Origin of the sequence: Staphylococcus sp. GDY8P119P, from assembly GCF_017892075.1 — a bacterium.
GTDB classification, from domain to species: Bacteria; Bacillota; Bacilli; order Staphylococcales; family Staphylococcaceae; genus Staphylococcus; species Staphylococcus ureilyticus.
This window is the reverse complement of the sequence record NZ_JAESKJ010000001.1, coordinates 419,324-433,122: the sequence shown is the minus strand read 5'-3', so window position 1 is coordinate 433,122 and position 13,799 is coordinate 419,324. Positions and strand designations below refer to the sequence as shown.

Genomic DNA, 13,799 nt, shown 5'->3' with positions numbered 1-13,799 from the left:
AGTACACTATTCACGCCACTTCGTCAATTATATAATCATAATATGAAATGATATTTTACTTCAAAGGTTATTCCGTTGGCCGAACAATCGTAAATGTATCACCGATCGTGGCATAATCATTTCCAGCTAAACGGCACACGGCTTCTAGTGCCTGTGCATTAATCTTACTGTCTTCAAAATACACGTTTTCATTAATATGAAACATCACGACTTCTCCAATGATTAGATCTGACCCCTCATCAGTATCTCCTAATGATATAATCCGCTCTAATTTACATTCCATACGTATTTTCGCCTGTTCAATACCAGGTACAGTTATCAGTTCTGAGTCGACAAGGGTTAACGTTGTTCGTTCTAATTCATTTTCAGTACGATCCAATGGTGCAGCTGTACGGTTAATTTGCTCTACGTTTGTTTCATCAGTGATATGTACTACAAAATTTTCAGTCTCTTCAATATTAAGTGAAGTGTCTTTACGTTTACCTTCTGAGCGTCCTGTAGAAATCATAATCATCGGTGGTGCACTGTTCACCACGTTAAAAAAACTGAACGGTGCCGCATTTAACTTACCATTTTTATCTTGAGATGTCACAAAGGCTATTGGCCTAGGTATGACACTACCACTCAATAATTTATAGTTTTGTCTTTTAGACAATTCACTTGCTTTAAAATGTTTCACAAAAATTCACTTTCCTTTCATAAATAAAAAGTGGCTATGTCAAAATGTAAGTGCATAACTGTTCATTTAAGCACGAATCACTTTGAAATAGCCATCTATCAAATTAATCTAATTGTGTACCACCTGTAACCCCGTATACTTGGCCAGTAGTGTAACTTGATTCATCAGCTGCTAAATGAACATAAACGCCTGCTAATTCTACAGGTTGACCTGCTCTGCCAAGCACTTCTTTTTGTCCAAATGTTGGAATTTTGGATTGTGGTTGTCCACCTGATATTTGAAGTGGTGACCAAAATGGTCCTGGTGCAACACAGTTAACACGGATGCCTTTAGCTCCTAGTTCTTCAGACAAACTTTTAGTTAGCGATATGATTGCAGCTTTTGATGCTGCATAATCATGTAAAATTGGACTTGGGTTATAACCTTGTACAGATGACGTTGTCGTAATTGTAGCACCTGGTTCAAGATAATCAATCGCTTTTTGTACAGTCCAAAATATTGGATACACATTCGTTTCAAAGGTTTCAGTAAATGACGCTGTATCGAAGCCCTTTAGTGTATCTCTATATTGTTGATGTCCAGCTACGAGTGTAACATTGTCTAATCCACCTAACGCGTGATATGCACGTTCTACTAACTCATAATTGAATTGTTCATTGCGTAAATCACCCGGTATTAGCACAGCTTGTTGTCCTGCCGATGTAATAACTTCTTCTACTTCTTCAGCATCTTCTTGTTCTGATGGCAAGTAATTGATTGCAACATCAGCACCTTCTTTAGCATACGCAATAGCTGCTGCTCTACCAATAGCTGAATCTCCACCTGTTACTAACATCTTTAAACCTTTCAATCTACCATAACCGGTATAAGAAGTTTCTCCACAATCTGGTTTAGGGTTCAGATCTTTTTGTAAACCTGGAACGGGTTGCTCTTGTTTTGGAAAATCTGCATTTGAATATTTCTTTCTAGGATCTTGAGACGCCATGCTTAATCCTCCTCAAAAAATAATGGTTGTAATTATTTTTTACCCAAATTAAATCGCCCATAACACAAGATTATATTTTTAAGTTTCGTTCAATAATTTCTGTACAAATGTTACAAAGTAATCTGGTACTTTTTCTAAAATGCGTTCATCGGGATCATATTTGGGGTGATGTAAATCATAGTCACTATTAGATCCAATAAAAACAAATACACTTGGATACTTGTTGGCAAACCCAGAAAAATCTTCACCAATAGTTAATGGCTGTTCCATTATATTCACATTGTAACCTACTTGTTTAGCAACGTTAATTGCATCGTCTGTTAATTTTTCGTCATTGATTACTGCGCCTGGTAATCGTATATATTGTGTTTCAATTTCAACATCAAATACTTCTGCCAATCCACTCCCAATTTCTCTCAATCTCTTCTCAATGAATGTGCGAATACCTTCATCAAAACTTCTCACTGTACCTTGTACATAAGCTTGATCTGCAATAACATTCCATGTATTACCACAAGATACTTCTCCAATCGTTACGACTGCATTATCAAAAGCAGATAAATTTCTGCTGACGATGGATTGAACACTATTGATTAATTGACCTAATACGATGACTGGATCATTACCTTGTTCAGGCTTTGCTGCATGTGCACCTTTACCCTTAATTTTAAATTCAAAGCGATCTACAGAGGATGTCACGGCACCAGATTTCACTGCCAATGTACCTATATCCATAGTAGGATAATTATGATAACCAAGCACAGCTTTTGTACCATCAATAGCACCTGTCTCAGCTAATTTAACAGCACCATAGCCCAGCTCTTCGGCAGGTTGAAAAATAAAACGTACTCTACCTTTTAATTGATCTTCAATTTCTTTTAATTTTGTAGCTGTTGCTAAAATACTTGCCATATGGATATCATGACCACAAGCATGCATAATACCTTCATTAGTTGATGTAAATTCATGTACAACTTCTTCATTAATTGGCAAAGCATCTATATCCGATCGAACAGCAATAAACGTATCTCCTTGACCTACTTCAGCAATCAAACCAGTTTCCAACGGTATATCTAAAATTTTAATTTCATAACTTTCTAAAATACGTCTTAATCGTTTCGTTGTTTCATATTCATCATCAGACAATTCTGGAAACTGATGAAATGTACGTCTCCATTTTACAAAGTCTTCATATTGTGGCATGACACGTCACGTCCTTTCTAAATTTATAAAACGTTTTAAAATATAATATAGTATTGTTACAATCACAACGCCGAGCGCTAAATTATTAGAGACTAAAATAAGCACCATCGTAAGTATTACCATGAATCCATTTACTAAAGGTGACTTTCGTATAAAGGGTATTGTTCGTCTATCAAATGTATTCAATGAAATTGTAATAAGCACGGTAGCTAAAACAGCCATTGGAATATGTCCTATAATTTCACCAAAAACAAATAAACTTACCAGTAAAAAACTTCCGGTAACAAGCGTCGAAACTCTAGAGTTCGCACCCATTGTTACATTAAAACGCGATTGACCAACAAGCGCACTTCCACCATAACCACCAAATAATCCTACTACTAAATTAGCTATGCCTTGACCTATTGATTCACGATTTTTATCACTAGTTGTAGCTGTTACTTCATCCATCATTCTTGCTGTTAAAGTCGTTTGAACGATTGCAACAATAGCCATCATCAGACCATAAAACAATGCAGTTAGGAGAAAGTTAACATTTAATATTTCAATAGGGATAGTTGGATAAGGTAGTTTAATATGTATTGAAGACAAATCGTGCACATATTTTATATCAGGTTTTAATACCCACGAAAATATTGTCAGTATAATGATGGATGTCAATGGTGCAGGTATAATTTTGATATGTTGAGCGCCCAACCAAATAATAAAAAATGACATGATTGCAACGATATAAGTTGCCATAGAAATACCTAAAATATTCTTTAGCTGAGATGTAAATAATAATATACCTAGTGCATTCATAAATCCAATTACAACACCGACAGGTATCAATTCTAACCATTTATTAATTTGAAAATACCCAAATAAAATTTGGATGATACCCATAAATAACGTTGCTGAAATGACAGCTTGCATCCCATGACTTGCAGCTAAAGGTGCTACGACTAAAGATACACCACTACTTGGTGCTGATACCATCAAGGTTCTATTTCCAGTCAAGCTAAGTACAAGCATCATTAAACCAGTACTTAACATACCGATTGTCGGATTCACACCTGCTATAAATGAAAAAGCAATTGCACCAGGTAACAATGCAAGTGCAAGTAATACACCTGAAAGTGTATTCTGTACTATGTTACCTTTCCATTGTTCAATATACCCAGCATTACTCACACCATACTCACCCCCAAGTCCCTTTAATTACTATACTATCATAATTGTCAAAATATTTTATTAACTTAATTTTTTGCACTTCTAAATTTCTATTTTTAGAAAACTTGAATAAAAAAAATAAGAATAGAGCGAGGACAAATCAACATTTTTGATTCCATTCCTCACCCTATTCATCTCTAATAATCTTATTTTTAATTTTAATTACAGTTTCTCTATTAAAGTTTTACACGATTATCAAAGAGCACTTTACCATCTTTAATAACTCTTTCTGCATGATTAATACCATAATGATATGGAATATATTCATGATTAGGTGCATCCCAAATTACAATATTTGCTTTATCTCCCTCATTGATGGTACCTGCATCAACGTCAATTGCTTTAGCTGCATTGACTGTCACTGCATTCCAAATTTCATTTGGAGATAATTTTAATTTTAACGCTGCAATAGACATCACCAATTGTAAATTATTAGTCACACAACTACCTGGATTGAAGTCAGTAGCTATCGCAATAGCGCCATCGTTATCTAGCATACCTCTTGCATCTGCATAACCTTCCTTATCAAGATAAAAAGTTGTTCCTGGTAATAATACTGCAACAGTATCACTATCTTTCAACTTTTGTTTACCTTCTTCACTAGATGCAACTAAATGATCCGCAGAGATAGCATTTTCATCAATTGCAAGTTCTAAACCACCTAATGGATCGATTTCATCTGCATGAATTTTAACATCAAAGCCTTGTTTTTTAGCTGCTTCCATGTAAGATTTAGATTCTTCCACAGTAAACACGCCTGTTTCACAGAAAATATCGGCAAAATCAGCATATGGTTTAACTTCCGGCAATAAATCTATCATTTCTTGTAAGAAATCTTGGTTAGACTCCGCATCTTTAGGCACAGCATGTGGGCCAAGGAAGGTATGTTTCATGTCTAAATTATATTTTTTTGCTAATCGATTTGAAACACGCAATTGTTTAAGTTCATTTTCTTTATCCAATCCATAACCACTCTTACTTTCAACCGCTAAGACACCGTGTTGTAACATGGTTAATAGATTTTTTTCCGCTTTTTCAAAAAGTTCGTCTTCCGTCGCTTGACGCGTGGCTTCTACAGTAGAAAGTATACCGCCACCTTGTTCAAGTATTTCTAAATAAGACACACCTTGACGCTTGAGTGACATCTCATGTTCACGTGAGCCTCCATGTACAAGATGCGTATGTGCTTCTACCAAGGCAGGTGAAACGACTTTTCCTGAAGCATCTATTATTTCTTTTGCATCATATGCATCAGAATGTTCACCCGCATAAACAATCTTGCCATTTTTCACAACTACTGTACCGTTTTCAACAATATTTAAATCATTTAATTCTTTTCCTTTTAAAGGACGTTCGGTAGCTTTCGGTAAAATTAATTGTTTAATATTTTGAATGATTAAGTCGTTCATTTTTTATCTCCTTTTCTTGTAATCATTGGAATGTGAATGCCTTTTTCATTTGCTACATTAATTGCTGATTCATAACCTGCATCAGCATGTCTTACTACTCCCATACCCGGATCCGTAGTTAATACACGTCCTAAACGTTTATCTGCTCTTTCTGAACCATCAGCAACTACTACCATGCCTGCATGTAATGAATAACCCATACCAACACCACCGCCATGATGGAATGAAATCCAAGATCCACCTGCAGCAGTATTGATTAATGCATTTAAAATAGCCCAATCTCCTACAGCATCTGAACCATCTTTCATACCTTCAGTCTCACGATTAGGACTGGCTACTGAACCTGAATCTAAATGGTCGCGACCAATTACAATCGGTGCAGAAATTTCACCTTCACGCACAAGTCTATTTAACGCTAGACCCATTTTCGCACGTTCTCCATAACCTAACCACGCAATTCTTGAAGGCAATCCTTGAAACGCAATTTTCTCCTGTGCTAAATCTAACCAACGAATAAGTTTTTCATTTTCAGGGAACAACTTTCTCATTTCTTCATCAGCACGTTCAATATCCTTAGGATCCCCACTTAATGCTGCAAATCTAAATGGTCCCTTTCCTTCGCAAAATAGCGGTCTAATATATGCCGGTACAAACCCAGGGAAATCAAAAGCATTTTTTAAGCCATCATTATATGCGACCTGTCTTATGTTATTTCCATAATCAAAAGCGACCGCACCCTGTTTTTGAAATTCTAACATTAGTGATACATGCTTATGCATTGAGGATTGCGATTCTTTCACGTATTGTTTTGGATCTTTATTACGAAGTGCACTTGCCTCTTCTAATGAATACCCTTGTGGTACATAACCATTTAAAGGATCGTGGGCACTCGTTTGATCCGTAATAATATCAATTTTAAATCCTTTATCTAAAATTGCTTGATGTACATCGACCGCATTACCGACCAAGCCAATAGATAATGGCTTGCCTTGTTTGCGTGCATCTTCCGCTAACGTTAATGCTTCGTCTAAATCTCGTGTTTTCACATCACAGTAACGTGTATCAATACGCTTATCAATGCGTGTTTCATCTACATCAACTCCGATGACAACTCCACCATTCATCGTAACTGCCAATGGTTGTGCACCACCCATGCCACCAAGACCAGCAGTTAATGTAATCGTACCATTTAATTTGCCATTAAAATGTTGATTAGCTAGTTCACCGAATGTCTCATATGTACCTTGAACGATACCTTGTGAACCTATGTAAATCCAACTACCCGCAGTCATTTGTCCATACATCATTAAACCTTTTTGATCTAATTCATTAAAATGATCCCAGTTTGCCCATTCAGGTACTAATACAGAATTTGAAAGTAATACACGTGGTGCCTCTTCATGTGTTTTAAATACAGCAACTGGTTTGCCTGATTGAACTAACATCGTTTCATCAGCTTCTAATGAACGCAGTGTGGATTCAATTGCTTCGAATGCTTCCCAGTTTCGAGCTGCTTTACCTATGCCACCATAGACAACCAAATCTTCGGGTCTTTCTGCAACTTCAGGATCTAAATTATTATATAGCATTCGTAATACTGCTTCTTGTTCCCAACCTTTACATTCAATCTCTAAACCTTTTTTTGCTTTAATATTTCTCATGAACAATCTCTCCTTCATCGATTTTAAATTCAACCTTTGTTTTGATATTTAAAATATCCATAATGCAAATGGAATTGTAATCAGTAGTGTGAGTACTACTCTTTCAAACCAAATAATCACAAGTTTTCCTATCGATATTTTAATTTCAGTAGATAATATGACCGGAACAACGCTTGAGAAAAAGATAATCGCTGAAACACTCATGACCGCTACTGTAAATCTTGTTGCTAAATCTGCTGATTGTGCAATCGCAGCTGGTAATAACATTTCAACAATTGAAATCGTTGAAGCCTGTGCTAATACCCCTACATTTTCTACTGGAAAAATGCTGATAAATGGATAAAAGATGTAAGATATATATTCGATTACTGGTGTGAATTCTGCGATTACTAATCCTAGAAAACCAATTGACATGATAGAAGGTAAAATTGCTATAGTCATTACGACACCATCTCTCAAATTTTCAAATACATTGTCAATTAATGATTTAGACTGTTTCACAGCTAATTTTGCTTCTAACCAAGACTCTTTTAACAATGGCATGTTTCTGCGAATCTCTTCTTGATATGGTTGGTCTTTATATGTCGTATGCTTTTCAAATCTGATAGGTGGGAGTTGTACGGTAATAGCAGTAACAATAAATGTCACTGCGAGTGTAAACCAAAAATATAAATTCCAATGCTGAATAATACCTAGTGTGTTAGCTACAATAATCATAAACGTAGCGGAAACCGTAGAGAACCCTGTCGCTACAACTACTGCTTCTTTATGTGTGTAACTACCACTCTTGTAGACTTTGTTTGTTATCAGTAAGCCTATTGAATAACTACCAACAAATGATGCTACTGCATCGACCGCTGACTTTCCTGGTGTCTTAAATATCGGTCGCATTATCGGACGACAAATCACACCGATAAACTCTAACAATCCAAAACCTACTAAAAATGATAAAAAAATCGCTCCTATGGGAATTAAAACACTTAATGGTATGGCTAACTTTTCATATAAAAATGGTCCAATACTTTCTTTTAAAACAAAAGCAGGCCCTATATTGAAAACAACCATGAAAGCGATGAATACCCCTACTACTTTGAATAAGCTAAAAATAATATTTGTTTTCGATTCATTCCACCTTTGATTGAGAAATGGATGAATTGCACCAATAATAATTAAAATCAATACATAATATGGTAAAACTGGTTTCACTATTAGCGTAATCCATTGCACAATATGATCAATCATAATGGTTGATTGACCTTGTATAGTCACAGGAACGAAGAAAAATATAATACCAATCAAGCTATAAATGAAAAATCTCCACATGTACTTCACGCCCCTAACATGAAAGTACGACTCCCTCTATATCTAAAAGTATAATATGTTATTATATAGACTACCAATATCAATAAACTAATTATTAATAGTTTCAAACTATAAATACGCAAATATATAGGAGTGACATTCAGATGAAAATTGTTCAATTAGAATATTTTATTGCTGTCGTTAAATATAATAGTTTTACAAAGGCAGCAGATTTTTTGCATATAAGCCAACCCTCTTTAACTAATACAATAAAAAAAATAGAAGCTGATTTAGGTTATGATTTATTTTTAAGAACGACCAAGGATATCAAAATTACTGAAAAAGGTATTCATTTTTATAACTACGCAATTCAGCTCGTACAAAGTTATCATCAAACGCTAGAAAAAATGTATGATTTAAAAATGGGACATGCACCTAAAATCAAATTTTCTATTCTTGAATCATCAAATCAATGGATATCACAAGTAGTTGCTATGCATCAAAAAGAATATGCAGATCAAACGTATCACGCTTCAGAAGTACATGATCAGAGCACGATATTAGAGCGTCTATTAAATTTTGAAAATCATTTAGGCTTAACCAATGAACAAATTATTCACGAGGATATACACTCTGTTCCTCTATATAAGGAATCTTATGTCCTCATAACACCTAAAAATACCTTTTCTAATAGCAAAAAGGTATCCATTAAATCTTTACCGCTCATTTTACCTACAAAAGGTTCCCAAGTACGTAAGCATTTGGATGACTATTTTAACCGATTAAATATTCACCCAAATATTATTATAGAGGCAGATCGCTTTGAAGCTTCAACGAATTTCGTTCATCGAGGATTAGGCTATGCCGTCATACCACGTGTCTATTACCAATCTTTTAATGCACGAGATTTAGATGCAATTGAAATTAAACCTACACTCAGTCGTACCATTTACATCAATTACCTAAAAAAAAGAAAGCACCCTGAACGAGTACTTTCTTTTATAGATTTATGCCTTTATTATTGGAATATTAAAGAATAAAATGATGTAAAAAATTAGCTGATAGCTTTGCAGTACGATTATCGACATCATATTTAGGGTTTGTTTCTGCAATGCTAATCGTAGAGACTTTGTCATTTGGGATAATACGTTTGGCAAGTTCAAGGACAATATGTGGGAACAAACCTAATACTGCGTTAGCACTTACACCTGGTGCGTATGCGCTATCTATAACATCCATACATATTGTGAACATAATAACGTCATGATTGTGTATAAATCGTTCTACCTTATCTTTTACAGGAGGAGATATTTGATGCAATAATTCCTCAGCATAAACAAAACCGATTTCTTTTTCTTCCGCATAATCAAATAGGCCTTGTGTATTACCGCCTTGTTGTATACCTAATACCAAATAATCTGCTTGATTATCTTGATCTAAAATTTGCCTAAAGCTCGTTCCAGAGGTAGACTGTGACTCTGCTCTGGTATCAAAATGTGCATCGATATTAATGATACCTAAAGAAGCATCAGGATAAACTTCTCTTATACCTAAATACTGGGCATATGCGATATCATGTCCACCACCCAATAAAAACGTCTGTTTATGCCTTTGTATTGATGTCGCAACATATTTTGCGAATTCTTTTTGGGTGTCTTCTAAGTCATCATGATCATGTTCTACATTACCATAGTCATATATCTTGCAGTCACTCAACACAGGTAGATTTGCAAATGCTTTCTTAATTGCGTCGGGACCTTCTTTAGCACCTAATCTCCCTTTGTTCAATTCAACACCCCTGTCAACTGCGTAACCTAATAATCCCACACCTTGGCGTGTCTCATGATAGTCATCTTTGATATTTCTAAAATTCACAGTTTGAAAATGTCTAAATTGAGACTCATCTGATTCGCTATCGACTCTACCTGTCCAGAAATCACGCTGTGCTAATTTATACATAATTCTCCTCCTTTTATAACAATGTTTCATTTAAAAGTATACGCTTACATTGAATTCAATTCAATTTATGCTTTTATTTACCCAAAATTTATCTACTTAATTTTATCAAATGACAATAAATTATTTCATTTAGATGTTAGTTTTGGCATTACTATTACATTTCAATGATAAATACCTAAATTTAATTTATTTCTGATTAATAAATATGTATAATTAGTGATAAATGATTTTCTGAACCCTATTGGAGGTTACATAATGAATAAACAACGTATATCAGGTTTTCAATGGGCAATAATGATTTTTATTTTCTATATTATTGCTTATGCAGCTCCTATTATACTGAAAGACTTACAAAGTACTATTTCACTTAAGACTTTTGTCTTTGACTTAAGTGCTATAGCGCCATTTATTGCTGCGCTTGTTTGTATTATCGTTTTTAGTAAACGTAAGACGCAGTTATCTGGTTTAAAACTAACAATAGATTTAAAAGTGATTGAACGTATTTTACTAGCATTTATTTTACCTTTAATCATTTTCCTGATTGCTATGATAAGTTTTAATATCTTTGCAGATAGTTTTGTATTATTACAAACAGAAGATTTATCTGTTTCAATTACTGCAATTATACTTGGACAACTAGTGATGGCATTCTTAATAGAATTTGGTTTCCGTTCTTATTTACAAAATATTATAGAATCGAAAATGAACACATTCTTTGCATCGATTATTGTTGGTTTATTATATTCCATTTGGAATATAAATATGGCCTTTAGTCTTGAATATACTTTATATGGTTTATTATATACATTTGCATTTTCCATGATTATCGGTGAGTTAATTCGTGCTACAAAAGGTCGCACGATATTTATCGCAACGATATTCCATGCAGCAATGTCATTTGGTCTTGTTTTCTTATTCAATGAAGAACTTGGCAGTGTTTTTGCAATGAAAGTAATTGCACTATCCACATCAGCTGTAGCAGTCGTTTACATTTTATTAAGTATTATTATTCGAGCAATACTTTATTTCTTTACTAAACGTAGTTTAGATGAAGTTGATAGCAATAATTATTTAGATCATGTAAGTGAAGATTCAGAAACTGCTCAAGCAGATGATAGTAATGAAGATACACTCAAATCTGATAATTCAACAACAAATGTACATACACATAGTGGAGACAGTGAGCACAGCGAAACTGCTACATCTCAAACTGAAAGAGCAACAGACAATCATGTCAATTCACATGATGCTGACTCAAAACCATCGACTGAACATGTGAATGACACGGACACTGAGAAGGATCACCGACAAACACAGCACGATGACAGCCGAAACAATATTATTGATGAAAACACGCCACAAACTATAGAGAACCACGATGTCCAAGATGAACGTCAACATGTTGAGACACAGGTAAATGGCGCCGTTGAAAATTCTACTGAAAAAGCACAGGTGGAGACATCATCACCAAAACATGATGATTCTAGTACTTCTGAGCCAACCATACAACAACAAAATAAAAAACGACAACGATCACCTTTTAAACTTAAAAACAAACATGATCATCGTCGCTAATTAACAAAAAGCAGGTTACGCTAATCGTATATTCAGATACAATGAATAAACTTCATGTCTATCTTAATTTATACCGTTAGTTAACCTGCTTTTATTATATTTTGAGTTATGATTTATTTAAAATTTCAACGCCTTTTTGCTTACCTATAATGACTTGATCTGTAACATCAAGAAAATATCCAGTTTCTAAAACACCTACTAAATGAATTAAAAATTCATGCATAGCATAAGGATCGATAGATGAATTCAATGTAACATCAAGGATGTAATTGCCATTATCAGTTATAAATGGGACATCATCCACCATTCGGCGCATCACTTTTAAATTATCGTAAGCTACTATTTTTTTAGAAACTAATAACCAATTAAATTTATCTACTTCTACAGGTAAATTAAAAGTTTGACCTAAGTATGATACACACTTAGATTCATCTACTAAAACAATAAACTTTTCCGCCATGGCATCAATCACTTTTTCTCTAAATAATGCCCCGCCGCCACCTTTAATTAAATTCAAATTGTTGTCTACTTCGTCTGCACCATCAATGGCAACGTCAATTTTTTCTACATCATTGACATCCACTACTCGAATACCTAATTCTTTTGCGATATAAGCAGTTTTATTAGAGGTGCATACACCTGTAATATCAATCTGTTCATGGTCCAACTTCTCAGCTAGTTTTGGGACAAGCAACTCTATTGTCGAACCAGAACCAATGCCCACAACCATACCGTCACTGATTTGGCTTAACGCTTCATTAAATGTACTAATTTTTAACTGTTTCGTATCCATAATGCGTCCCCTTTACATAACTTACTCTCACCTTTATTGTACATGAGATTGAAAAAAATACATAGTTAAAAAATATGTATAAATTTTAAATTAATATATCTTCTTGCATAATTAAATAGCTAGTTTACAATAATAATACATCACCAACTAGGAGGATTGTCATGATTTATCATTTAAAAGCGATTGCTACAGGAAAAATAGAAGATTTACCTTATAGTACTAAAAGACCAATGCGTTCAGCACTTAACAAAACACTTTTCACCGGTAAGATGTGGCTTTCAAAAACCGGTTTTTCTGAAGATGAACAAGAATACAAAGGACATGGCGGGCCCAATAAGGCTGTATGTTTATATAGCGAAAAAAATTACGATCTATGGAAAGATGATGTCACAGATTTACCAGAATATGCAATGTTTGGCGAGAACTTAACGGTAAAAGACTTAGATGAAAAAGATTTGCATTTTGGAGATCAATTTCAATTAGGTGAAGCGATTATCGAAGTTTCAGAGATAAGAGAGCCTTGTTGGAAAATACAAGAAAAGTATAAAATTCCTAATCTTATTAAACGCATGTCCAGTTCATGTAAAACTGGTTGTTACTTTAGAGTAGTTAAGGAAGGCTTTGTTTACGATTCGTCTCATCTTCAGCTCATAAAATTCGGGGAACATGATTCTCTTTTATCTGTATTCGAACTTAATGATATTTATTACAATGACAATAAAAATGTCGTGCGCTTGGCATATGCTTTGAAAAATCCATATTTAACTGAAGAAAGACGACGTAAATTAGAAAAATATCTAAAACGCGCTCAAAAATAAACATTACAATATGGGTGAATATCCTAAACTAATGGCTCAAAAAAAAGATTCTTATACAACAAGAATCTTTAAAAATGATATATTGATATAACTCAGGTTAAGTAACTGACCAAAAATGGTATTAATATAACTGCACTTACCTGAGTTTGTCTACTTAATCTATTTTCTGTAATACATTATTATAAATTGCTACTTACTTATCC

The 13,799-nt window shown here is 34.3% G+C and carries 12 protein-coding genes; 3 read left to right on the top strand and 9 right to left on the bottom strand.

What is annotated here, in order from left to right; all coding sequences use genetic code 11:
* Window positions 1-67: 67 nt before the first annotated feature.
* From KA830_RS01955 to KA830_RS01925, 7 genes are all read right to left on the bottom strand, one after another.
* Window positions 68-679, bottom strand: a complete 612-nt coding sequence (locus tag KA830_RS01955; protein WP_070037561.1) for a flavin reductase family protein — start codon at window positions 677-679, stop codon at window positions 68-70.
* Between the two features lie 103 nt (window positions 680-782).
* Complete coding sequence (locus KA830_RS01950; protein WP_070037559.1) at window positions 783-1,664, bottom strand: SDR family oxidoreductase; 882 nt, start codon at window positions 1,662-1,664, stop codon at window positions 783-785.
* A 78-nt stretch (window positions 1,665-1,742) separates the two neighbouring features.
* Window positions 1,743-2,867 (bottom strand): amidohydrolase, encoded by a 1,125-nt coding sequence (locus KA830_RS01945; RefSeq protein WP_073343923.1) that lies wholly within the window; start codon window positions 2,865-2,867, stop codon window positions 1,743-1,745.
* A gap of 6 nt (window positions 2,868-2,873) precedes the next feature.
* The gene (locus KA830_RS01940; protein WP_204180279.1) at window positions 2,874-4,040 is read right to left on the bottom strand and encodes a SulP family inorganic anion transporter; all 1,167 of its coding nucleotides are present in this window, start codon (window positions 4,038-4,040) and stop codon (window positions 2,874-2,876) included.
* Window positions 4,041-4,255: 215 nt separating this feature from the next.
* Complete coding sequence (gene hutI / locus KA830_RS01935; RefSeq protein WP_204180280.1) at window positions 4,256-5,488, bottom strand: imidazolonepropionase; 1,233 nt, start codon at window positions 5,486-5,488, stop codon at window positions 4,256-4,258.
* Window positions 5,485-7,149, bottom strand: coding sequence for a urocanate hydratase (hutU, locus tag KA830_RS01930; protein ID WP_046208506.1), 1,665 nt, complete (start codon window positions 7,147-7,149; stop codon window positions 5,485-5,487). Before hutU ends, hutI begins: the two co-directional genes overlap by 4 nt.
* 48 nt (window positions 7,150-7,197) lie before the next feature.
* Complete coding sequence (locus tag KA830_RS01925) at window positions 7,198-8,472, bottom strand: YjiH family protein (protein ID WP_046208507.1); 1,275 nt, start codon at window positions 8,470-8,472, stop codon at window positions 7,198-7,200.
* Between the two features lie 143 nt (window positions 8,473-8,615).
* On the opposite strand from KA830_RS01925, the gene KA830_RS01920 reads away from it, so the two are divergent.
* A complete protein-coding gene (locus KA830_RS01920; protein WP_046208508.1) occupies window positions 8,616-9,491 on the top strand; it encodes a LysR family transcriptional regulator in 876 nt (291 codons plus the stop codon).
* Here the strand turns inward: KA830_RS01920 and hutG are convergent.
* Window positions 9,481-10,410: a formimidoylglutamase gene (gene hutG / locus KA830_RS01915; protein WP_204180281.1), complete on the bottom strand. Its 930-nt coding sequence runs from the start codon at window positions 10,408-10,410 to the stop codon at window positions 9,481-9,483. The genes KA830_RS01920 and hutG overlap by 11 nt on opposite strands.
* A 255-nt stretch (window positions 10,411-10,665) precedes the next feature.
* Between hutG and sdpC the strand changes: the two genes are divergently transcribed.
* Entirely contained in the window at window positions 10,666-11,985 is a 1,320-nt protein-coding gene (sdpC, locus tag KA830_RS01910; RefSeq protein WP_204180282.1) for a peptidoglycan release complex CPBP-like subunit SdpC, read from the top strand.
* Window positions 11,986-12,091: 106 nt separating this feature from the next.
* On the opposite strand, the gene KA830_RS01905 is transcribed toward sdpC, so the two are convergent.
* Complete coding sequence (locus KA830_RS01905) at window positions 12,092-12,781, bottom strand: ribose 5-phosphate isomerase A (RefSeq protein WP_046208511.1); 690 nt, start codon at window positions 12,779-12,781, stop codon at window positions 12,092-12,094.
* 158 nt (window positions 12,782-12,939) lie between these two features.
* Between KA830_RS01905 and KA830_RS01900 the strand changes: the two genes are divergently transcribed.
* A complete protein-coding gene (locus KA830_RS01900) occupies window positions 12,940-13,596 on the top strand; it encodes an MOSC domain-containing protein (protein ID WP_046208512.1) in 657 nt (218 codons plus the stop codon).
* Window positions 13,597-13,799 lie beyond the last annotated feature (203 nt).

Coding starts and splice junctions, on each gene's coding strand:
- hutU (WP_046208506.1), bottom strand. CDS start 7,149: ATGAGAAATATTAAAGCAAAAAAAGGTTTAGAGATTGAATGTAAAGGT.
- hutG (WP_204180281.1), bottom strand. CDS start 10,410: ATGTATAAATTAGCACAGCGTGATTTCTGGACAGGTAGAGTCGATAGC.
- sdpC (WP_204180282.1), top strand. CDS start 10,666: ATGAATAAACAACGTATATCAGGTTTTCAATGGGCAATAATGATTTTT.
- KA830_RS01920 (WP_046208508.1), top strand. CDS start 8,616: ATGAAAATTGTTCAATTAGAATATTTTATTGCTGTCGTTAAATATAAT.
- hutI (WP_204180280.1), bottom strand. CDS start 5,488: ATGAACGACTTAATCATTCAAAATATTAAACAATTAATTTTACCGAAA.
- KA830_RS01925 (WP_046208507.1), bottom strand. CDS start 8,472: ATGTGGAGATTTTTCATTTATAGCTTGATTGGTATTATATTTTTCTTC.
- KA830_RS01900 (WP_046208512.1), top strand. CDS start 12,940: ATGATTTATCATTTAAAAGCGATTGCTACAGGAAAAATAGAAGATTTA.
- KA830_RS01945 (WP_073343923.1), bottom strand. CDS start 2,867: ATGCCACAATATGAAGACTTTGTAAAATGGAGACGTACATTTCATCAG.
- KA830_RS01950 (WP_070037559.1), bottom strand. CDS start 1,664: ATGGCGTCTCAAGATCCTAGAAAGAAATATTCAAATGCAGATTTTCCA.